Raw genomic sequence first — 18,460 nt, 5'->3', positions numbered from 1 at the left:
TTGCCAAGTGCTCTGCTTGAGGTAGCGTCTCGAAGTATCTGGGCAATCTCTTTGGGATTGACTGGTGCGCCTGAAATTTGAAATAGCCCTGTTGAATCTTCATCTACGGGAAGCAGCTGGATAGCTCCCGCGCAATCACGACCGATTTTTGCCAGCAACTCAAACGGGCTGGTGCCGGTAGTTTGGTATTGCTGCGCTAATCGCAGGCGAATGGCATCACTATCTGGCAGTAAATTATCAAAAAAAGCGGTAACTTTGGCATCTCGATATGGCTGGTTATCTGGCGTGAATGGCAACGATAGCGATAAAGGGCGAGCCCGTTCACTTTGCAACCATTCATCAAAATACTGCCATACAGGGCCTCTTGGGGTCTGTTCCCACAGTCCCACGAGTTCGCCATTCATCCAAATATGGAGCTTTCCATAAGCAGTACGTTTTGCCATGACTACCAACTTTCCTTTTTGACCTTCTCAAGGGTGGCCCTTGATGTCTTGAGTGGGGCTAATTCTGGACGTTGCTTCCCTGGCTTTTTTGCCTGCTTAATCGGCTTTGCAATTTTAGAATTTGCCTTGCCCGCTAACTGAGGGTCGGCGCTGTGTGAAAGGGAAATTTCCACATTCAATAAGCGCAAAATCTTAATCAATCGTTCTGCGCTTGCCAATTGGGGATTTAATTCAAATTCAGCGTAACTTTGCTGGGTGATACCCAGTTTTTTGGCGATTGCAGTTTGTGACAATCCAGTTGCTTTTCGGAACCCCTGCAAAATCGGCTGCAGTTGAGCAATTGTTTTAATCGGGTAGTCCACGGCACGCTCCTTTAGTGACTAATACATTAAACAGGCTATAACTTGTATTTTACTATTACAGGCTATAGCTTGTAAAGTAAAATAACAGGTTATGGGTTGTATATTTACTACGATTATTTCGTCAAGGAGGCTCCATGCTGATTGACGGAAAAATGCAAAAGAGAGGTTTATTCATCCGGCTGCCGTATTGGGATCAATTTATTCTCCGCAATAAATGCGGTAAATACGGGCGCAATCTCCGCATGAACCATTCTAGAGCCTAAAGATGCATCTCACTATTAAGATGCATCTTTAATATTAGAGCGCTAATGTCAGCGCGCGCCGACATCATTTAGATTTTTTGCAAGGTGTCGTGTCCACGCTACTTTCGATTGAGTGTGCAAAGATTCTTCAAAAGCAAAAAAAGCGTGTCCACGCTCTTTTCAAAAAAATGGATTGATTTTAAAAACTTCACAATTGTGAAAATGCATTCAAAACTTTTCGATTTTTTTAAAACGCGAAAATGATTTTTGAAGCGCGTTTTTTGTTCTGAATTCGGAAAATAAACCCAAATCATTTATCGACTTTGGGTATTTAAAGGTGAAATTTAAGAATTTTCACTTTGCCATGGGTCTATATGGTATATGGCTTAGGTGGTGATAGGTGCGCTAATGCCATGTATCACCCTTTAAAAATTCAGGTATGCAATTTCAGGACATATCTGATAAACTGTTCGTAATGATTAAAAAATCCAAGCCCAAGATCGAATCCCAGTTGGAGAGGGAGACGTTTAAGTTAAAGGCAAATAAGGGCGGCGGAATTTTAAGCTTCGAAGTTTGGGGGTATGTTCAAGATGGTAAGACGATAGTAACAAGATACAACCTGGCTTATATCAATCCACTGATTTGTCAGAAAGATAACGGGCGGGTGTTGGGATTTGATAATGCACATGATTATCACCACAGGCACTATATGGGCAAAGTAGCCCCTGTTGAATTTGAAAGTTATGAGCAAACTCTAGAACAGTTTCAAGAAGAGTGGCAGCACATCGTTAAAGGATTAAAAAAGGTGAAAAAATGACTAAAGTAATTATTCGCACTGATAAGGTTGAGAGCTTTTTCGATCGCGCGCGCAAAGCTGCGCAAAAAGCAGATCGTGGTGAATCATTTAAGAAGTCAGCCACTTTCTCATTTGAAGATCCTCAAGAGATGTTCATGGTCCTCTCAGAAGCGCGTAGGCGCCTGATGTTAGAGGTGATGGATGAGCCTAAAACGATTACCCAACTAACGGTCAAGTTGCATCGTGAACGCTCTGCCATTACTAAGGACATTGGACTCTTGGAGAAATTGGGATTGCTTGTTTCGCAAAAGAGATCGAATCCCGGGCATGGAGTTGAGAAACTGGTAAGAACAGTTGCGCCAAAAATAGAGATGATTGCGACTTTAGGCTAATTTCTTCTGAAATGGCTTAGTAATTTGCACTCATGTTTTTATTGATAACTTTGAAAGAAAATTATGGATTGGTTGCAAGTTATAGAGGGTCTAAAGTTAGCCTTAGATTTAACTGATTTAGGAATTAAGGTGAGAGATTACTTCCTTACAAATCAAGTAGAATTTGAGAGTCCTGAGGTGCAGGAAGTCATTCGACATCTTCCTTTTAATGCATCTCCCGATGAGATCATCAGTGCACTAACACCTATATACGAGCAAAAATCTCATTTGCATTTTAAGGCTGGCGATAACAACGGAGGCGACTTGTATATTCATAATGCTCAGGTTGAAGCTGGTACAGGACATGGCATTCGCGTTAGTGGGGGTGATGGTGGTCCATTAGGAAGAGGTGGGAATACAGTTGTATCCAACTCTACCTTTACTGGTGGTAAGAAAGAATAGTTAAGAAACTTATTTAGGCCCGCTATGCGTAACTATCGAGCACCAATTTCAGCTTACAGATGCATCCAGCTTGGGGTCTTAAATCGCACAATTTTGGAATAGAGCCAAACATAGCCAATGGCAAAAAACGCACACGCTCCTATCAAGATTGGGGTAGATTGCCACCACAATAATGCTGGTGCAATGGAGAGCCCAGCCAGAATCCATAAATAAGGCGCGGTTCTGGCATTGGCTGAGAGGGCGCTATCAAAATACCGGGCTTGCAAAATTCTGCGGAAGATCAGGGTGTGAAAGTGAATCCCATCGGGCTCTCCTGGATTTGAATTTTGATGAATTCTTCTTCGGTAGATCGTAAAGAGAGTCTCCATGATGGGATAGCCATTAATGAGTAAAGCAAACCAGGGCGATACTTCTGGATGTGCAAAGCATAGCCAAATACTGAGCGCTCCGATCCAAAATCCAATTAAATAGGCGCCACCATCACCGAGGAAGATGAGGCCTTGTGGATAATTCCAGATAAAAAATCCTAGAATGGCTCCAGCCATGATTAGGCTTAGAAAAATAATAGTGATATCACCTAAGAGATACGCAACATAGGCCAGGGCTAACAGGGTGATGATGCCAACCATGCTGGATAGTCCGTTAAAACCATCAATGATGTTGTACGCATTCGCAAGCCCTGTGATGGCAAAAACCGTCAGCAGCGTTCCAAAAAATGGAATTGCGAATACGAAATCTATTAACGCAATGTCAAAAGAAGTAATTTGGATATTTAGAGAATAAATTACGCAGGCAGCAGAAATTGCCGTGAAGAGTAGGCGTTGTTTAACACTAATTTTCTTGGTCAGATCTTCAGTCAGACCAATGGCAAAAGTCGGGATGGCACAAATCAAGAGGATGATTCCTTGATGACCAGAGCCAAGACTGATTGTCTTAGTAAAGACTGCGGCAAATAGTCCGCAAGCAATACTAATGCCGCCGATTCTGGGTACTGCTACTTTATGAAACTTCTGGGGACCTGAGAGATTCGAGTCAGCAGAAATGTGCTGGTGTAGATGCTTAAAGCGAATAATGAATTGCGTTGCAAAAAATGAAGTGAGAAAGGCAGCTATTAATCCAAGCATGAGGTAATTATAGTATTTTAAAGTAGTGTTTTATGAATTTATGGCTACTTTGTTGATTTTGGGTCGCCAGATTAAGGCACTAAACTTAAAAACAAGTACTCGCAGAAAATAATCAGGTGCACTACCCCTTGCAAAAGAGTCGTTCTGCCAATGGCTAGGGTGAGCGCTCCAATAAAGAGGGACAGGTACATCAAGGTCATATTCAGGCCGCTAATCCCCAGACTTAAGGGCAGATCAAAGAAGATCGCAATAGCCGCTACCGCCGGAATGGTTAAGCCAATACTGGCTAGCGCTGACCCTAGCGCCAAATTCAAACTGCTTTGTAAGCGATTGGCTTTGGCTGCGCGCAGAGCCGCAAAACTCTCTGGCAATAAAACCAGCATTGCAATCGCGATACCGACAACTGCTTTAGGCGCTCCTGCGGCGCTGACAGCCGATTCAATAGTGGGACTGAGTAATTTGGCTAATGCGACCACAGCAATGAGTGAGAGAAATAAGAGTATCCCGCTGGCCGCAGTCTTAAGATTACCGGGCTTTTGCGCATGAATATTGCGATCGACTTTTCGATCTGGTATCTTTGGCAGATAGTAGTCACGGTGCGATACGGTTTGGAAAAATAAAAACGCGGTATACAGCGCTAGCGTAGCAATGCCTGCAAAGGCCAATTGGCTGGTAGTAAAAGTGGGGCCTGGCGCACTGACAGAGACTACGGGTATTACCAAGATAAAAGTAGCTAGGGCAGTCAGCACTGCCAGCATAGAGTTGGTGCCTTCATTGCGAAAGCTCAATTCATAATGGCTTAAGCCTCCGATAAATATACATAGGCCAATCACACCATTCATAATGATCATGATGGTAGCAAACACTGCATCTCTGGCGATCACTTCTGAGCCATCGTGACCAGCAATCATTAAAGAAACAATTAATGAAGTCTCAATAACGGTGATACAGAGTGCGAGAATTAAGGTGCCAAAGGGTTCACCCGTTTTATGAGCCACTACCTCGGCATGATGCACGGCACCGAGTACTGCGCCAATTAAAGCAATGCCAAGAAAGAGGATGAACCAGGTTTGACTCAAAAGATTGGCCATGTGCGCGCTTTTTAGTGTTTAGGGTTAAGCTTGTGTCACTTTAGAGAATTATCTTGAAAATACAATATATATGAAAGCCATCATCCTCTTTGGCCACGGTGCCCGCGATATTCGGTGGCGTGAACCCTTTGATCGCCTAGCTAGCCTATGGAAGGGGCAGCATCCTGCCACTCCAGTAGCGCTCGCATTTTTGGAGATGATGGAGCCATCCTTATCGCAAGCCATTGCAACATTAAATGCTCGGGGAGCTACCCAAATTGTGGTGGTGCCAGTGTTCTTTGGGCAAGGTGGTCATTTGCGTAATGACTTTCCAGTCTTGCTAGAAGAATGTCGCAATCAATACCCGCAAGTATCTTTAAGCGCGACGCCTGCTGTTGGGGAAGATGAGGCTGTTTTGCAAGCCATCGTCGACTTTGGAGCTAGAGCCTTTTAGATCATTTTGATTTGTCTGCAGCGCTTGGCCAATCAAAATGAGTGCTGGCGAGCTGGGATCAAACCAGTGATCGGCTTTTCCTTGGGCTAGTGCAAGTAGATTACTCTCCCAGTGGCGCTCTTTGCTGGTTGATACTGCTTCCAAAATGTGCACTGGCGTATCCTGCTGGTGATTAGGGCTCGATTCAAGCAATTGCTGGGCAATCTGGGCGGCATCTTTACGACCCATGTAATAGACCAAGGTATCGGCGCTAGGATTTTGAATCGGCTGCTCTTGATTGATCTTGCCACTTTCACTAGCTTGTGCCAAGGTCACAAAAGCCACGCTTCTGGCAACACCCCTTAATGTCAGCGATTTTTGTAGGCTGGCTGCGCCTGCTAGAGCTGCGGTAATACCAGGCACGATCTCAAATGGGATACCCGCATGAGAGAGTGCAGTGATTTCTTCATCGGCCCTGCCAAAGAGCATGGGGTCTCCGCCTTTAAGGCGAACAATCGTTTGGTACTTTTGTGCAGCGTCCACTAAACGCTTGTTAATGAACTCTTGGGCGGATGACAATTTGCCGCAGCGTTTACCAACGGCGACCTGAATAGCTTGAGGGCACAGTTCTAACATAGCCGGATCAATGAGTGCATCATGAAACACCATATCAGCCTTAGCCAAAAGCTTAGCGCCTCTGACAGTAATCAGATCAGCGGCGCCAGGACCAGCGCCAACCAGATAAACGGTTCCCAATGCAGACATTCTTAAACGGCCTCAGTTAGCTGATTGCTAAGTTGACTCCTACAGTCGCGCCAGCTGTTCTGTGTCGTCACCGTAAAGAGATTAAATTGCTTGAGCGCAACATCGGTATTTTGATCGGCGCGTAATGCAAAGCTATCAAAGCCAGAGCGTGCACCTAAAATGAGTTGATCAATTAGCACATCGCCAATCGCGCGGATTTCTCCTGTCCAGTGAAAACGTTCACGCAAGAGCGCAGCGGTACTAAAACTTCTGCCATCCCGAAAGATCGGAAAGTCTGCTCCAACTAAAGGCCAAATTAACTTACCCGCTTCAATCACATCAAGGTGTTTGAGAATATCGTCATCTGCCGCAAACCAAACACCAATCGTTTTTTCTTGAATCCGTTTGGCTAATTCAGAGGTGGAATCTTTTACCTGAGCTTGACCATGCATTAGCCACCAGCTAAAAGGCACTAAAACTTTTTGCTTTGGATTCAGATTGCTTAGCTCTGTTTCATCGCCATGCCAAACTTGCCATTCATTGGTAATGATGGCAGGTTTCCCACCTTTGGGGTAGCTCAGCACACGATTGGTTTGGCTCACGTGTTCACTCATGCCGTTGCTCCTGCAGCAGAGCTCTCTTTAGACCGATTTAAATAAGCCGCTTCTTTAAATGGCGTTACGCCAAGCCGGCGATAGGTCTCAATGAAGGGCTCATCGGCAGTACGGTGCTTCACAAAGGTATCAATGATGTCAGCCATCACATCAGGGATTTGCTCGGCACCAAAAGAAGGGCCAATCACTTTTCCGATAGCAGCATGATTACCCTGCTCGCCACCTAAAGTAATCTGATACCACTCCTGCCCATCTTTATCGACACCCAGTACGCCAATATTGCCAACGTGATGGTGACCACACGAATTAATACAACCCGAGATATTGAGTGAGATTTCGCCTAGATCGTGCAAATAATCCAGATCATCAAAGCGCTCCTGTATCGCCTTAGCAATGGGCAGTGACTTGGCATTGGCTAGTGAGCAAAAGTCACCACCAGGGCAAGCAATGATGTCAGTCAGTAATCCAATATTGGGCAGCACTACATTTTGTGCTTTAGCCTTGTGCCACAGCTCAAGTAGCCTAGCTTGCTCAACATCAGCGAGCACCAAGTTTTGCTCGTGCGTGACGCGCAGTTCACTAAAACTGTATTGATCGGCCAAATCAGCAATCGCGAGCATTTGTTCCGTGGTGGCATCTCCCGGTGCTACAGAGCCATGGGGCTTTAAAGAGAAAATCACACTGGCGTAACCCGGCACCTGATGGGCTTTGACGTTGTGCTCTAACCATCTTGCAAAAGCGGCTCTTTCATTCTCAAGAGCACTTTGGATGAGATCTTCCGTACTAATTTGTTCTGCAGTTTTGTAAGCAGGCTTGGTAAAGTGCTTAGCAACCCGATCCCATTCCGATTGCTGGAAATTGTCATCCCCGTCTTTAATGCTTGCCCATTCACCTTCAACTTGGCGAGCAAATTCTTCTGGGCCTAGGGCTTTAACCAAGATCTTGATACGGGCTTTGTAGATATTGTCCCGGCGTCCAAAACGGTTATAGACGCGCAGTAGGGCCGTTAAATAACTCGGGAGGACATTCCAGGGCAAGCTCTCTTTAATGAGTGAGCCCAGGATAGGGGTTCTGCCCATGCCGCCGCCAGCATATATATCCGCCACGAGTTCGCCCCCGGAATTATTCTTGAGCGAAATACCCACATCATGGCAAAGCAAAATCGTACGATCCTCTTTGGCACCACACACGGCAAACTTAAATTTTCGTGGCAGAAATGCAAACTCGGGATGCAATGTTGACCATTGACGAAGTAATTCACAAACGGGGCGAGGATCGACGTATTCATCAGCAGCAACACCAGCAAAAGCATCGCTTGTAATGTTACGAATACAGTTACCCGACGTTTGAATCGCGTGCATTTGTACTTTGGCTAGGTCTGCCAAAATCGCTGGAGACTCTTCTAGTTTGATCCAGTTAAATTGAATATTCTGACGGGTCGTGAAATGCCCATAGCCGCGGTCATATTTTTCAGAGATGTTGGCGAGGGTGCGCAACTGTTCGCTACTTAACAGCCCATAAGGGATGGCTACACGCAGCATATAGGCATGGCGCTGGTGATACAGACCGTTTTGTAGACGTAGCGGCCGAAACTCTTCTTCGGGCAAAGAGCCATCGATACGACGCTGTACTTGGTCTTTAAATTGGGTAACCCGCTCATTGACCAAGGTCTGGTCGATATAGTCGTATTTATACATAGGGACTGATTTTCAGGGATTTTTGATATTTCTTCAAATAATCATAAATTAAGGTGTTATACCTATATTGGTATAAAGCGACTTAGGCGCTTAATTTTTTTTGGCGCTAAAAGGTAGAAAAAATAACAAAAGTTCTATTTGACAGATTCTGTTATACAGAATATCATAACGCATGATCCATTCATTCTTATGCGGCCTAACAAAGGACTTATTTGATAGCAAGCCAAGCAAGAAGTTCGGAAATATTGAGAGGGCGGCAAGACGCAAGTTATTGCAATTGCATGCTGCTACAGCCATATCAGACTTACGAACTCCGCCGGGGAATATGTTGGAATTGTTGATTGGAAATCGAAGGGGGCAGTACAGCATTCGAATTAATCATCAATGGCGTATATGTTTTGTATGGAGGGAAGATGGAGCACACAATGTAGAGATTGTGGATTACCACTGAGGATATGATGACAACGAAATTACTTGATGAAATTCATCCTGGCGAAATTTTGCTAGAAGACTTTATGAAGCCAATGGGTATTACTTCCCGTCAGCTAGCGGCCGATATTGATGTCTCGCCAAGTCGAATTAGCGAAATCATCCATGGCACTCGCCCCATTACTGCTGATACAGCATTGCGCTTAGGCTTATTTTTTTCAATGGAGCCCCGCTTTTGGTTGAACTTGCAGTCTGAGTACGACATGCGAATGGCTAAGAGAAATCTGCAAGAAGAAATAGAACCCAGAATTCGGGTATTTCGAATTGCTGCTTAATGAATCGACATACTTAATTTGATGCTATTAAATGAATTAAAGGGTGATCCATGGAATTTTTGCCAACTAAATTAACCGCCACTCTCGCAGAGCTAAGAGAGCCTGATAAGTTAATAGCTAAGGCAGGCAATCAGCCCATAGCAATACTTGATCGCAACGTAATACTTGGCTATTTTGTCCCTAAAAGTGCTGTGGAGGACAAGACACTATTGACTGCTAGCGATGATCAGATCAACGCCTTTCTTGAGAGCAAACTACCTCAGATTAGTCACGTGATAAATGACTTGAAAGATCGGTAATCGATGTCCCAATTTGCTACTTAGAATTTAGAGTGCTTCTGGAGGTGATTGGCGTCTGCAAGCTATCAAGTCAGTATTTTGACTTATTGACCATGTTGGTATTGCCTATACAAATTCGCAATCGCTGCAAAGCCTAGGACCACAATCAACACAGCTACTAAATAGTCCTGGGTGAGGTATTGAAAAACCAGCCCTTGGTAAACCAAGATACTGGCCACCACGAAGGCAGTAAGGCAACCCAAAACCACAATGGCAAAGTTCGCAATAAAGGCCCCAAGCGTGATGGCCACAAAGACCAAAATCAGATCAGAGACGAGTTGATCGGCGTTGATAAAAACACTTTGCGTAAAAGCGGGGTAAGCGTTCTTACCCATCACGATGAATAAAAGGATGCTGGCTAGCACCGCAAAGTTCAATTTGGACTTGAGAAGAACGGCTTTCACGTTTAGTTCTTATTTAAGCTTGATTGCTAAATACCAAGCTCATACCTAGCCAAAGCACGATGAGCGCGACTAAAGCAGTCAACCCAATTTTTTTTAGAAAGTATTCCAAACTATCCATATAAGCTTCATCGTTTCTGCCAAAGTACTGATCAAAGCGCTTCCAAACCAGACGGCCTGCCAGGATGGGTAGCAAAATGGCCACAATGCCAAAGACGATGGTAAGGGTGTTATCCATATTCAATAGTGCTTTCTCAACAATGAACGGTAAGCATACTGTTTTTCTTAGACACTAAGTGGGAAGAGCCTTAAATACTCGTCAATAGCTAGCGCAAACCCAATTTCAGGGCAATGCCATCTTTTATTGATACAGTTGGGCATGGAAATACTTCATATTAAAACTTTAAGGGGGAATTGAGCATGAGTAATACAACAACCGGTTTATCAATGGATCAGATTGCAGCGATGCGCACACAGGTCCTAGGCGCTGTTGCTAAAGCACCTGGCATGCTAATTGCCTTAGGCATTTTGTTTATTGCGCTGGGCATGATTGGTGTGGCTGGTCAAGTGATGTTCTCTTTTGTCACGATTAATGTATTGGGCGCCTTTTTAATTATTGGCGGCGTTTTGCAAGCCATTCATGCATTTCAATCGAGCGGTTGGAAAAGCGTTGGAATTCAGATCATATTTGCCATTTTGTATATCGTTGCGGGTCTTTACACTTGGCTCTTTCCAATCCCAGCGCTTGAAGTCATTACCTTGTGGCTAGCAGCGATTTTCTTTATCACCGGTTTTCTACGCTTGATCGCCGCCTTTCATCACCGTCCTTTTGGTCAGTGGTTCTGGTTGGTTCTGTCTGCCATCATTTCCATCTTGATGGGCGTATTGATCATGAATAGCTTCCCCGCTTCGAGTTTCTGGTTGCCTGGTTTGCTGATCGCTATTGAATTGCTCTTGCAGGGCTGGACCTTACTCTTTATCGGTATTGCAGCCAAGTCCCACACAGCAAGCTAATGTATTGCTGAGGAATTTCTTGCTTAGTATTACGGTATCGATATGAAGAAAACAGATCTATATAAGAATCTTGGTTTGGCGGTCTCCCATCGCATGAAAAATGCGAGCAAGGTTGCCAAACCTGCAGCAAATGAAAAAGCCAAGACCAAAAAAGAGCTCGCCAGCAGCAATCCACTGCTGAGCTCTTTGCTGGGCAAGGCCAAATCAAAGTAGTTTTATCAAAGTAGTGCGGATTCGCCTCTTGGGCCTTACTAACTAGGCTATGATCTCGGTCTTCTGAGTTATTCATGAGACGGCACTTTTCTTGCAGACTAAAACCCACTTTCTGCTGGTTGATTTTTTAAAGACCTTTGCAGCCCTGACAATCATTCTTCACCATCTGTCTAGTTACGGACAGATTGCAGAAGATGCGCGCACTGTTTTGCCCAATCTCATGGCATGGCTCTTTAACTATGGCCGTTATGCAGTGCAGATCTTTTTGGTGATAGGTGGCTATCTAGCAGCGCAATCACTGCTTAAGCAAGAGAAGTTGCGCACTGTTCACGCAGTTCTCAAAGTCATTATCAATCGCTATCTGCGTTTGTTTGCACCTTATGTCATTGCTTTATTACTGACGATTGCTTGCGCATGGGTGGCGCGCTTTTGGGTCAAGGATGAGTTTGTCGGTCAGTCAGAAACACTGGCTCAATTTTTATCGCACCTCTTCTTCTTACAAGGCATTCTGGGCCTTGATTCAATTTCTGCTGGGGTTTGGTATGTCGCGATTGATTGGCAGCTTTATGCCATTCTCGCTTTGATGTTGGGTATGTTCCCCGGCTTTCGTTCACTGATTTGGATGCTGGCGATTTTCTGCGTTGCATCCCTGTTGTACTTCAATCGCCTTGGCACCTATGAGAACTACTTTATTTATTTCATGGGCCCGTATGGTTTAGGCATATTGGCTCAGTTATCTAAAAACGATACCGATCCCAAGGTCAACCGTTTAGCCAGAATCTTTTTAGGCATTGTGACGGCAGTGATTGTGCTTTCCAGTTTTCAGCAAATTTGGATGCGCAATATTCTGGCTTTAGTAGTGTCTTTAGCCTTGATTATTTGGGGTGATCGCGCCTACCAAGATCACAAGCATATGAAATACCATAAGCTCGTCAATGCGATTTTATGGAGTAGTCGCCGATCCTACTGTGCCTTCTTGCTGCATTTCTCATTCATCTTATTGGCCAATACTCTCTATATTGCTTGGGGTATGGATCAGCGTCACGATGGAATGATGGCCATCGCCCTCATGTTGATTTCGGTATTTATGAGTTGGCTTGCTGCTAATTACTTGTATCGCTGGGTGGAAGTACCATCACGCACTTTGAAGCTGAGCTAGAGGGCTAGAGCCCTAAGTCTTTGAGAGCCTGAAAGATCTCGCGATAGGATTTCGGTGGTTTATTAGATTCACGCTCTTTTCGAGCATTACGAATCAGCGTGCGCATATTCTGAATATCCATATCCGGAAACTGCTCAATCAATTTGGTTAGCGCATTGTCATCTGCCAGCAAGCGATCGCGGTAGTTCTCGAGCATATGCAGTTTTGCGGTCTCTGCTTTACTGACTCCTTGAATCGCATCTAAGCGTTTTTGAATCGCCTCGAGTTCAGCTTCATCCAAAAAGCGCATGAGTTTGCCAAGGTATTGCTTATGACGGCGAATCCCTTCAAAGCTCTTGATCTTGGGTGTCTCGGCAATGGCATCTTTGATAGTCTCATCCATCGGGATCGATTGCAAAGCATCGCTACTGAGGGCTGCCAACACCTCGGCGAGCTTCTGACGCTCAGTCATTTGGCGCTTGAGCTCAGACTTACTAGGTCCGTCGTCAGAGTCCTCTAGTTTGGGGGTGCGATTCTTTTCATTAACGTGCATTTGTGTATTTTAAGCCTTACTTCAGCCTCATTTTCAGCTTACGCAGATCAGGGCTTGCAAAAAGTTGACTTCTTCCAATAGTGCTTTTGGGCTTTAACTTACCAGACTGAACATATCGACGAAAGGTGGGCATTGATACTTCGAGATATTGCGCTGCTTCATCCGCCGTGAACGAAGTGCTTTTTAAGTGACCAAATACTTCTTCGTGTGAGAAGTCGACTTTTTGGAAGGCATTGGTTGCAATAAGTGCAAAAAATTTAACGCGCTCCTTGGTAGGCATTTGTTGTACTTGGTCAAAAATGTCCTCAGCGCTAAGTGTCATGTTCATTGTTATTCTCTTTTGTTAAATATACGTATTAATAATACAAACCCTATTTTTTACGAATAAATCGCTTTAGTTCAATGTAAAAATTTTCATGGTTTCCTGCTTTGTAAAAGTCAATCCAAACTATTTCGACACTTTCTATTGTTTCGCCATAACGATAGGCAATTAAATACTCCTGAGTATTAAAGTAAAACTTATGAACAAAAAAACCTTTCAAATCTCCTGACTTTTGCACGCCAAGTGCTGGCGCCCTACAAATTTCATAAACCTGATCTTCTATGGCCAATTGAAGCGCTTTACTGGCTTTCTTTATAAATTGGGCAAAAGGCCGTTTGTAATGTATTTCCATGATCTTATATTAGATCATTATTGATTGTATATCAAATCAACAAAAATGCCACCCCATAGCCATATTTTCATGATGGTGAATAATGGAGAGATACAAAAATTTATAGCCATGAACCAAGCCAATTCCTACGACTACATCATCATCGGCGCCGGTAGCGCCGGCTGCATGCTAGCCAATCGCTTGAGCCAAGATTCCCAAAAGCGAGTCCTTTTGATTGAGGCCGGCAAAAAAGACAACTATGTTTGGATTCATATTCCGGTGGGGTATTTGTACTGTATTGATAACCCCAGGGCGGACTGGCGCTTTCGCACTAGCAAGGAAGCAGGGCTTAATGGCCGCTCGCTTTTGTATCCCAGAGGTAAAGTCTTGGGTGGTTGCTCCTCCATTAACGGCATGATCTATATGCGCGGTCAAGCTGCCGACTATCAGTCTTGGGTTGAGGCTACTGGTGATGCAGCGTGGTCTTGGGATGAAGCACTGCGTCGCTATAAATCTTTTGAGGACTATCACAGCCCTACTAATGCATGGCACGGTAAAGGTGGCGAGTGGACAGTTTCGCGTCAGCGACTGCGCTGGCCCATCATGGATATTTTCAAAGCAGCCGCAGTGCAGGCCGGTATTCCGGCATCGGATGACTTTAATCAGGGCGATAATTTTGGCGTAGGCTACTTTGATGTCAGTCAACGCAAAGGCTGGCGTCTGAATACTGCTAAAGCATTCTTGAAAGACGCGCAGCAACGTCCTAATCTAACAGTGATCACTGAGGCGATGGTCAATAAGCTGATCATTGATCCCGTCACAAAGAATTGCCTTGGTGTTGAATATATTCAGGGTGGTCAAACGCAACAGGGCTATTGTGCGATAGAGCAGGGTGGTGAAGTATTGCTGTGCGCGGGTGCCATTGGCAGTGTGCAAATCTTAGAGCGCTCCGGTATCGGTAATGCAAAACACTTGAATGCTTTAGGTATACCCGTGATGAGTGATCTGCCCGGTGTGGGCGAGAATTTGCAAGACCATTTACAGCTACGCATGATCTATAAGGTGAGCGGTATTGCAACCCTCAATGCCAAAGTACATTCTTGGTTTGGCAAGATCCTGATTGGCTTGGAGTACCTCTTTAAGCGCTCCGGCCCGATGTCGATGGCGCCATCTCAGCTAGGCGCCTTTGCGTATAGCTCGCCAGCGCAAGAACGGGCGAATGTGGAATATCACGTTCAGCCCCTGTCCTTGGAAAAGTTTGGTGATCCATTGCATCGCTTTAATGCGTTTACTGCGAGTGTCTGTAATTTGCGTCCGACTTCGCGAGGCAGTGTTCACATTGATTCAGTTGATGTCAATGCGCCTCCCGTAATTAGTCCTAACTATTTATCGACTGATGAAGATCGCCAAATTGCAGCGGAGTCTTTACGGCTCACGCGCAAAATTGTGCAAAGCCCTGCTTTAGCGCCTTACTCACCAGAAGAGTACAAACCTGGCATGCAATATCAAAGCGATGCTGATTTAGTGAAAGCCGCAGGAGATATTGGTACGACGATTTTTCATCCAGTAGGTACCTGTAAGATGGGGCGCGCAAATGATCCGATGGCAGTATTGGATTCAGAATTACGCGTTAGAGGGATTCATCACTTACGCGTAGTCGATGCCTCTGCAATGCCCACTATTACTTCGGGCAATACAGCAGCGCCTACCATGATGATTGCGCAGCGCGCAGTAGAGTTGATTACTGGCAAGCAAAGCTAAGAGCAGCTACTAAATACTCTTTTGTCAAATATCAAAACCACTACCTTACCTCTGAGCCATTTGCTTTTGGCTTTGGCAATCGTTGCCATTTGGGGAACCAATTTTGTGGTGATGAAAAATTGTCTTGCTGTCTTTCCGCCATTTATGTTTGCCGCTTTGCGCTATAGCTTTGCGCTATTGCCTATGGCCTTATTTATTCCGAGGCCGAAAGTGCCGCTTTGGAATTTGGCGCTTTATGGAGTTTTGATTGGAGTAGGGCAGTTCGGAATCGTGTACTACGCAGTCAATAGCCAAATCTCCCCTGGTTTAGCGTCTCTGGTCATTCAGACCCAAGTCTTTTTTACGATTGGCTTTGCAATGTTGCTTAATAAAGAGCGTCTGCGCCTGTATCAAATCTTTGCTCTTTTGCTAGCGCTCATTGGCTTATTGATTATTGCTTTGCATACCGATGCCACGACGACTTTGCTGGGCTTAGCCCTGATGGTCTTTGCGGGGTTTTCTTGGGGGGCAGCTAATACTGTAGGGCGCTATGCGGGCATTAGTAGTCCAGCGGATTTATTTGCTTATGTTGTGTGGGCCAGCGCTTTTGCCGTGCCACCACTGCTATTGATCTCCGCTGTATTTGAGGGTGGGGTTACGTACTTATCCCAAATCTTGGAGCAAGCCCCCTTAGGTACTTGGCTTGGTGTCCTTTGGCAATCCTGGGGAAATACCTTATTTGGCTATGCCGCCTGGGCTTGGCTCTTATCCAAACACCCAGCCGCAGTCGTGGCCCCCATGCCCCTGTTAGTACCCATCTTTGGAATGGGGGCTTCTGCGATCTATTTGGGGGAGGATCTGCCCGTCTGGAAACTATTCGCCGCAGGGCTAGTGATGGTAGGCCTCTTGATTAATGTGTCTTGGCCTAGGCTCAAAGAGCAGATTACAAAAGTCATCAAGATCACTTAGACCCTGATGAAAACCCTGATACCAAGCCCTATTACAGGATTTATAAACCCTGTAAGATGACTATTCGGTTCGGTTTCATTAGAAAAGATTTTTTAATTTAAAGCTTTACTCACGGAGACATTATGAAAATTCGTCGTCACATTTTTGCAATTACAACTGCCGCAATGTTATCTACTGGCGCATACGCTGCAGATATCAAGATCGGCGTTCAAGGCCCCTTTACTGGTGGCTCCTCTTCTATGGGAGTAAGTATGCGCGATGGTGTTCGCCTTGCTGCCCAAGAAATTAATGCCGCTGGTGGAATTAATGGCAACAAAATCGTTTTAGTTGAGCGCGACGATGAAGCTAAAAATGAGCGTGGTGTGCAAATTGCACAAGAGATGATTAATAACGAAAAAGTGGTAGCTAACCTCGGCTATATCAATACCGGTGTTGCTTTAGCTTCCCAGCGTTTTTTCCAAGATGCGAAGATTCCGGTGATTGATAACGTTGCTACCGGATCCTTGGTTACCCATCAGTTCCCTAATGCTCCTGAGAACTATATTTTCCGTAACGCTGCTGCTGACAATATTCAAGCACCTATGATTGCAAAAGAAGCGGTCGAGAAGCGCGGCTTGAAAAAAGTTGCGATCTTGGCTGACTCCACTAACTACGGTCAATTGGGTCGTGAAGATTTGGAAAAAGCGCTCAAGACTTATGGTGTGACTCCTGTAGCCACAGAGAAATTCAATATTGGTGACGTCGATATGACTTCCCAATTGCTTAAGGCTAAAAATGCTGGTGCAGATGTTGTTCTGACTTATGCAATCGGACCTGAGTTAGCGCAGATTGCTAATGGTATGGCAAAGTTGGGCTGGAAAAAGCCAATCATTGGTAGCTGGACTTTATCGATGGCGAGCTTTATCGATACCGCTGGTAAAAACGGTGACGGCGCAACCATGCCAGAAACCTTTATTCAGCAGCCTGCCACTACACCAAAGCGTAAAGCTTTCGTGGACAACTATTTGAAGAACTTCAAGCCTAAGAACGGCATCATTGCTTCCCCTGTATCTGCTGCGCAAGGATATGACTCGGTTTACATCATTGCGGCTGCAATTAAGCAGGCGGGTGGCACAGATGGACCAAAAGTCTTGGCAGCGCTTCAGGACCTCAAAACTCCAGTAGATGGCGTTGTAATCACATACAACAAACCTTTCAGCGCAACCGATCACGAGGCCATCAAGGCAAAAGACGTGGTGATGGGCGTGGTTGAAAACGGCCGTGTTCAGTTCCTAAATGCTGAGGACGCTACAGCTAAGAAGAAGTAAGCAAGTCTGGGCGTGGCGCTTTTTCTGCGTCGCACCATGAGATTGACCAAAACGCCGCCCTCCAGCGGCGTTTTGCTTACAATGATGGATTCGATAATTAACACCTTTTCAGTACTTTTAGGCTAATCACAATGGACATGCTTGCACAAATCCTCTCAAGCGGTATAGCGGTGGGGATGATTTACGCGGTTATCGCGTTCGGTTTCCAGCTTACTTTTGCCACTTCCGGTACCCTGAACTTTGGTCAGGGCGAGGCGCTGATGTTGGGTGCCTTGGTGGGTCTGACCTGCGTGGATACCTTAGGCATGAACTACTGGGCCATGATTCCGGTGGTTTGTCTCTTTGGTATGTTGCAAGGCAGCTTTGTTGAATTGATTGGCGTACGTCCTGCGATCAAAATTAAATCCGAGTTTGGTTGGATTATGTCCACCATTGCTCTGGGGATTATTTTTAAGAATGTCGCTGAAAATATTTGGGGTCGTGATGCTTTGCCATTCCCAGCTCCTTTGCCAATGGAACCCATGAATTTCCTGGGCGCCAATATTTTGCCGATGGAGATCTTAGTAGTAGTAGGTGCTTTGGTCATGATGTTATTGGTGGAGTTCTTTAACCGCAAAACGATTTACGGTAAAGCGGTGGTTGCGACGGCCAATGATCGCGATGCCGCTGGTCTGATGGGTATCAACACCAGTATGGTGATTACCTTTTCTTATGCGCTGTCATCATTGACTGCGGCATTTGCTGGTGTCTTAATTGCACCTTTGACTTTGACGGGTGCCACCATGGGTGGCGCTTTGGGTCTTAAAGCCTTTGCGGTGGCGATTATTGGCGGCCTCTCAAGCGGCATGGGCATCATCGTCGGTGGTTTGATTTTAGGGATTGTGGAAACCGCAACCGGTTTCTATTTCTCAACGGGTTACAAGGATGTGCCAGGCTTGATCTTGTTATTGCTAGTCCTTGCCTACAAACCCTCTGGCCTCTTCGGTAAATCTGCGATTAAGAAAGTTTAATG

At 45.2% G+C, this 18,460-nt stretch carries 26 protein-coding genes; 14 read left to right on the top strand and 12 right to left on the bottom strand.

Annotated elements, in window-relative coordinates:
* Positions 1–443: HipA N-terminal domain-containing protein (locus Pas1_RS07365; protein ID WP_136625617.1), on the bottom strand; the 443-nt coding region annotated here is incomplete at its 3' end.
* 2 nt (positions 444–445) lie between these two features.
* Positions 446–805, bottom strand: a complete 360-nt coding sequence (locus Pas1_RS07360; protein WP_112294901.1) for a helix-turn-helix domain-containing protein — start codon at positions 803–805, stop codon at positions 446–448.
* Between the two features lie 717 nt (positions 806–1,522).
* Here Pas1_RS07360 and Pas1_RS07350 point away from each other — a divergent pair.
* The 3 genes from Pas1_RS07350 to Pas1_RS07340 all read left to right on the top strand — a co-directional run bounded on the left by Pas1_RS07350 (position 1,523) and on the right by Pas1_RS07340 (position 2,676).
* Complete coding sequence (locus Pas1_RS07350) at positions 1,523–1,864, top strand: toxin-antitoxin system TumE family protein (protein WP_206603336.1); 342 nt, start codon at positions 1,523–1,525, stop codon at positions 1,862–1,864.
* Positions 1,861–2,235, top strand: coding sequence for an HVO_A0114 family putative DNA-binding protein (locus Pas1_RS07345; RefSeq protein WP_112208839.1), 375 nt, complete (start codon positions 1,861–1,863; stop codon positions 2,233–2,235). Before Pas1_RS07350 ends, Pas1_RS07345 begins: the two co-directional genes overlap by 4 nt.
* Before the next feature lie 63 nt (positions 2,236–2,298).
* Positions 2,299–2,676, top strand: coding sequence for an HAD family hydrolase (locus tag Pas1_RS07340; RefSeq protein ID WP_112294899.1), 378 nt, complete (start codon positions 2,299–2,301; stop codon positions 2,674–2,676).
* Between the two features lie 53 nt (positions 2,677–2,729).
* Here Pas1_RS07340 and Pas1_RS07335 read toward each other — a convergent pair whose 3' ends face one another.
* Together Pas1_RS07335 and Pas1_RS07330 are read right to left on the bottom strand one after the other, a co-directional pair.
* The gene (locus Pas1_RS07335) at positions 2,730–3,800 is read right to left on the bottom strand and encodes an MraY family glycosyltransferase (RefSeq protein WP_112294898.1); all 1,071 of its coding nucleotides are present in this window, start codon (positions 3,798–3,800) and stop codon (positions 2,730–2,732) included.
* Positions 3,801–3,871: 71 nt separating this feature from the next.
* Positions 3,872–4,891 (bottom strand): calcium:proton antiporter, encoded by a 1,020-nt coding sequence (locus tag Pas1_RS07330; protein ID WP_112294897.1) that lies wholly within the window; start codon positions 4,889–4,891, stop codon positions 3,872–3,874.
* A 70-nt stretch (positions 4,892–4,961) separates the two neighbouring features.
* Between Pas1_RS07330 and Pas1_RS07325 the strand changes: the two genes are divergently transcribed.
* Positions 4,962–5,324 carry a sirohydrochlorin chelatase gene (locus Pas1_RS07325; RefSeq protein WP_112294896.1) on the top strand — a complete coding sequence of 121 codons (363 nt, stop codon included), beginning with the start codon at positions 4,962–4,964 and terminating at the stop codon, positions 5,322–5,324.
* On the opposite strand, the gene cobA is transcribed toward Pas1_RS07325, so the two are convergent.
* Genes cobA through Pas1_RS07310 form a run of 3 tightly spaced genes read right to left on the bottom strand, consistent with a single transcriptional unit; the run spans position 5,247 to position 8,358 of the window.
* The gene (gene cobA / locus Pas1_RS07320; protein WP_112294895.1) at positions 5,247–6,068 is read right to left on the bottom strand and encodes a uroporphyrinogen-III C-methyltransferase; all 822 of its coding nucleotides are present in this window, start codon (positions 6,066–6,068) and stop codon (positions 5,247–5,249) included. The genes Pas1_RS07325 and cobA overlap by 78 nt on opposite strands.
* Positions 6,069–6,070: 2 nt before the next feature.
* Positions 6,071–6,661: a DUF934 domain-containing protein gene (locus tag Pas1_RS07315; protein WP_112294894.1), complete on the bottom strand. Its 591-nt coding sequence runs from the start codon at positions 6,659–6,661 to the stop codon at positions 6,071–6,073.
* Positions 6,658–8,358: a nitrite/sulfite reductase gene (locus tag Pas1_RS07310; protein ID WP_112294893.1), complete on the bottom strand. Its 1,701-nt coding sequence runs from the start codon at positions 8,356–8,358 to the stop codon at positions 6,658–6,660. Before Pas1_RS07310 ends, Pas1_RS07315 begins: the two co-directional genes overlap by 4 nt.
* 172 nt (positions 8,359–8,530) lie before the next feature.
* Between Pas1_RS07310 and Pas1_RS07305 the strand changes: the two genes are divergently transcribed.
* From Pas1_RS07305 to Pas1_RS07295, 3 genes are read left to right on the top strand one after another with little or no spacing between them, the layout of a single operon-like run.
* Entirely contained in the window at positions 8,531–8,809 is a 279-nt protein-coding gene (locus Pas1_RS07305) for a type II toxin-antitoxin system RelE/ParE family toxin (RefSeq protein WP_112203122.1), read from the top strand.
* Positions 8,810–8,816: 7 nt separating this feature from the next.
* The gene (locus tag Pas1_RS07300) at positions 8,817–9,122 is read left to right on the top strand and encodes a HigA family addiction module antitoxin (protein WP_215272412.1); all 306 of its coding nucleotides are present in this window, start codon (positions 8,817–8,819) and stop codon (positions 9,120–9,122) included.
* Between the two features lie 50 nt (positions 9,123–9,172).
* A complete protein-coding gene (locus Pas1_RS07295; protein WP_112203124.1) occupies positions 9,173–9,421 on the top strand; it encodes a prevent-host-death family protein in 249 nt (82 codons plus the stop codon).
* An 83-nt stretch (positions 9,422–9,504) separates the two neighbouring features.
* Here Pas1_RS07295 and Pas1_RS07290 read toward each other — a convergent pair whose 3' ends face one another.
* Both Pas1_RS07290 and Pas1_RS07285 read right to left on the bottom strand, forming a co-directional pair.
* Positions 9,505–9,864 (bottom strand): hypothetical protein, encoded by a 360-nt coding sequence (locus Pas1_RS07290; protein ID WP_112294892.1) that lies wholly within the window; start codon positions 9,862–9,864, stop codon positions 9,505–9,507.
* A gap of 13 nt (positions 9,865–9,877) precedes the next feature.
* Positions 9,878–10,099 (bottom strand): hypothetical protein, encoded by a 222-nt coding sequence (locus Pas1_RS07285; RefSeq protein WP_112203128.1) that lies wholly within the window; start codon positions 10,097–10,099, stop codon positions 9,878–9,880.
* 182 nt (positions 10,100–10,281) lie between these two features.
* Between Pas1_RS07285 and Pas1_RS07280 the strand changes: the two genes are divergently transcribed.
* The 3 genes from Pas1_RS07280 (at position 10,282) to Pas1_RS07275 (ending at position 12,247) form a co-directional block, all read left to right on the top strand.
* Positions 10,282–10,875 (top strand): HdeD family acid-resistance protein, encoded by a 594-nt coding sequence (locus Pas1_RS07280; protein ID WP_112203130.1) that lies wholly within the window; start codon positions 10,282–10,284, stop codon positions 10,873–10,875.
* A gap of 42 nt (positions 10,876–10,917) precedes the next feature.
* Positions 10,918–11,088, top strand: coding sequence for a hypothetical protein (locus Pas1_RS09660; RefSeq protein ID WP_158525168.1), 171 nt, complete (start codon positions 10,918–10,920; stop codon positions 11,086–11,088).
* A 91-nt stretch (positions 11,089–11,179) separates the two neighbouring features.
* Entirely contained in the window at positions 11,180–12,247 is a 1,068-nt protein-coding gene (locus tag Pas1_RS07275; protein WP_112294891.1) for an acyltransferase family protein, read from the top strand.
* Between the two features lie 4 nt (positions 12,248–12,251).
* On the opposite strand, the gene yjgA is transcribed toward Pas1_RS07275, so the two are convergent.
* From yjgA to Pas1_RS07260, 3 genes are read right to left on the bottom strand one after another with little or no spacing between them, the layout of a single operon-like run.
* Positions 12,252–12,779 (bottom strand): ribosome biogenesis factor YjgA, encoded by a 528-nt coding sequence (gene yjgA, locus Pas1_RS07270; protein WP_112294890.1) that lies wholly within the window; start codon positions 12,777–12,779, stop codon positions 12,252–12,254.
* 16 nt (positions 12,780–12,795) lie between these two features.
* Complete coding sequence (locus Pas1_RS07265) at positions 12,796–13,107, bottom strand: helix-turn-helix domain-containing protein (protein ID WP_225971603.1); 312 nt, start codon at positions 13,105–13,107, stop codon at positions 12,796–12,798.
* A gap of 43 nt (positions 13,108–13,150) precedes the next feature.
* On the bottom strand, positions 13,151–13,453 hold the full coding sequence (locus tag Pas1_RS07260) for a type II toxin-antitoxin system RelE/ParE family toxin (RefSeq protein ID WP_112203139.1): 303 nt from the start codon (positions 13,451–13,453) through the stop codon (positions 13,151–13,153).
* Positions 13,454–13,561: 108 nt separating this feature from the next.
* Here Pas1_RS07260 and Pas1_RS07255 point away from each other — a divergent pair, with 108 nt between their 5' ends.
* The 4 genes from Pas1_RS07255 to Pas1_RS07240 all read left to right on the top strand — a co-directional run bounded on the left by Pas1_RS07255 (position 13,562) and on the right by Pas1_RS07240 (position 18,458).
* Positions 13,562–15,193: a GMC family oxidoreductase gene (locus tag Pas1_RS07255; RefSeq protein ID WP_112295194.1), complete on the top strand. Its 1,632-nt coding sequence runs from the start codon at positions 13,562–13,564 to the stop codon at positions 15,191–15,193.
* A 21-nt stretch (positions 15,194–15,214) separates the two neighbouring features.
* Positions 15,215–16,141 (top strand): EamA family transporter, encoded by a 927-nt coding sequence (locus tag Pas1_RS07250; RefSeq protein ID WP_225971602.1) that lies wholly within the window; start codon positions 15,215–15,217, stop codon positions 16,139–16,141.
* Between the two features lie 122 nt (positions 16,142–16,263).
* Positions 16,264–17,448, top strand: coding sequence for an ABC transporter substrate-binding protein (locus Pas1_RS07245; RefSeq protein ID WP_112294889.1), 1,185 nt, complete (start codon positions 16,264–16,266; stop codon positions 17,446–17,448).
* A 131-nt stretch (positions 17,449–17,579) separates the two neighbouring features.
* A complete protein-coding gene (locus Pas1_RS07240) occupies positions 17,580–18,458 on the top strand; it encodes a branched-chain amino acid ABC transporter permease (protein ID WP_112203143.1) in 879 nt (292 codons plus the stop codon).
* The last annotated feature ends 2 nt before the right edge of the window (positions 18,459–18,460 follow it).

The organism is Polynucleobacter paneuropaeus (assembly GCF_003261235.1).
GTDB classification, from domain to species: Bacteria; Pseudomonadota; Gammaproteobacteria; order Burkholderiales; family Burkholderiaceae; genus Polynucleobacter; species Polynucleobacter paneuropaeus.
Note: the sequence above shows the minus strand (reverse complement) of the source record. Positions and strands in the feature narration are given on the sequence as shown.

Coding starts and splice junctions, on each gene's coding strand:
- Pas1_RS07345 (WP_112208839.1), top strand. CDS start 1,861: ATGACTAAAGTAATTATTCGCACTGATAAGGTTGAGAGCTTTTTCGAT.
- Pas1_RS07300 (WP_215272412.1), top strand. CDS start 8,817: ATGACAACGAAATTACTTGATGAAATTCATCCTGGCGAAATTTTGCTA.
- Pas1_RS07305 (WP_112203122.1), top strand. CDS start 8,531: ATGATCCATTCATTCTTATGCGGCCTAACAAAGGACTTATTTGATAGC.
- Pas1_RS07260 (WP_112203139.1), bottom strand. CDS start 13,453: ATGGAAATACATTACAAACGGCCTTTTGCCCAATTTATAAAGAAAGCC.
- Pas1_RS07310 (WP_112294893.1), bottom strand. CDS start 8,358: ATGTATAAATACGACTATATCGACCAGACCTTGGTCAATGAGCGGGTT.
- Pas1_RS07340 (WP_112294899.1), top strand. CDS start 2,299: ATGGATTGGTTGCAAGTTATAGAGGGTCTAAAGTTAGCCTTAGATTTA.
- Pas1_RS07255 (WP_112295194.1), top strand. CDS start 13,562: ATGAACCAAGCCAATTCCTACGACTACATCATCATCGGCGCCGGTAGC.
- cobA (WP_112294895.1), bottom strand. CDS start 6,068: ATGTCTGCATTGGGAACCGTTTATCTGGTTGGCGCTGGTCCTGGCGCC.
- Pas1_RS07330 (WP_112294897.1), bottom strand. CDS start 4,891: ATGGCCAATCTTTTGAGTCAAACCTGGTTCATCCTCTTTCTTGGCATT.
- Pas1_RS07315 (WP_112294894.1), bottom strand. CDS start 6,661: ATGAGTGAACACGTGAGCCAAACCAATCGTGTGCTGAGCTACCCCAAA.
- Pas1_RS07285 (WP_112203128.1), bottom strand. CDS start 10,099: ATGGATAACACCCTTACCATCGTCTTTGGCATTGTGGCCATTTTGCTA.
- Pas1_RS07335 (WP_112294898.1), bottom strand. CDS start 3,800: ATGCTTGGATTAATAGCTGCCTTTCTCACTTCATTTTTTGCAACGCAA.
- Pas1_RS07245 (WP_112294889.1), top strand. CDS start 16,264: ATGAAAATTCGTCGTCACATTTTTGCAATTACAACTGCCGCAATGTTA.
- Pas1_RS07240 (WP_112203143.1), top strand. CDS start 17,580: ATGGACATGCTTGCACAAATCCTCTCAAGCGGTATAGCGGTGGGGATG.
- yjgA (WP_112294890.1), bottom strand. CDS start 12,779: ATGCACGTTAATGAAAAGAATCGCACCCCCAAACTAGAGGACTCTGAC.
- Pas1_RS07350 (WP_206603336.1), top strand. CDS start 1,523: ATGATTAAAAAATCCAAGCCCAAGATCGAATCCCAGTTGGAGAGGGAG.
- Pas1_RS07295 (WP_112203124.1), top strand. CDS start 9,173: ATGGAATTTTTGCCAACTAAATTAACCGCCACTCTCGCAGAGCTAAGA.
- Pas1_RS07265 (WP_225971603.1), bottom strand. CDS start 13,107: ATGAACATGACACTTAGCGCTGAGGACATTTTTGACCAAGTACAACAA.
- Pas1_RS09660 (WP_158525168.1), top strand. CDS start 10,918: ATGAAGAAAACAGATCTATATAAGAATCTTGGTTTGGCGGTCTCCCAT.
- Pas1_RS07280 (WP_112203130.1), top strand. CDS start 10,282: ATGAGTAATACAACAACCGGTTTATCAATGGATCAGATTGCAGCGATG.
- Pas1_RS07325 (WP_112294896.1), top strand. CDS start 4,962: ATGAAAGCCATCATCCTCTTTGGCCACGGTGCCCGCGATATTCGGTGG.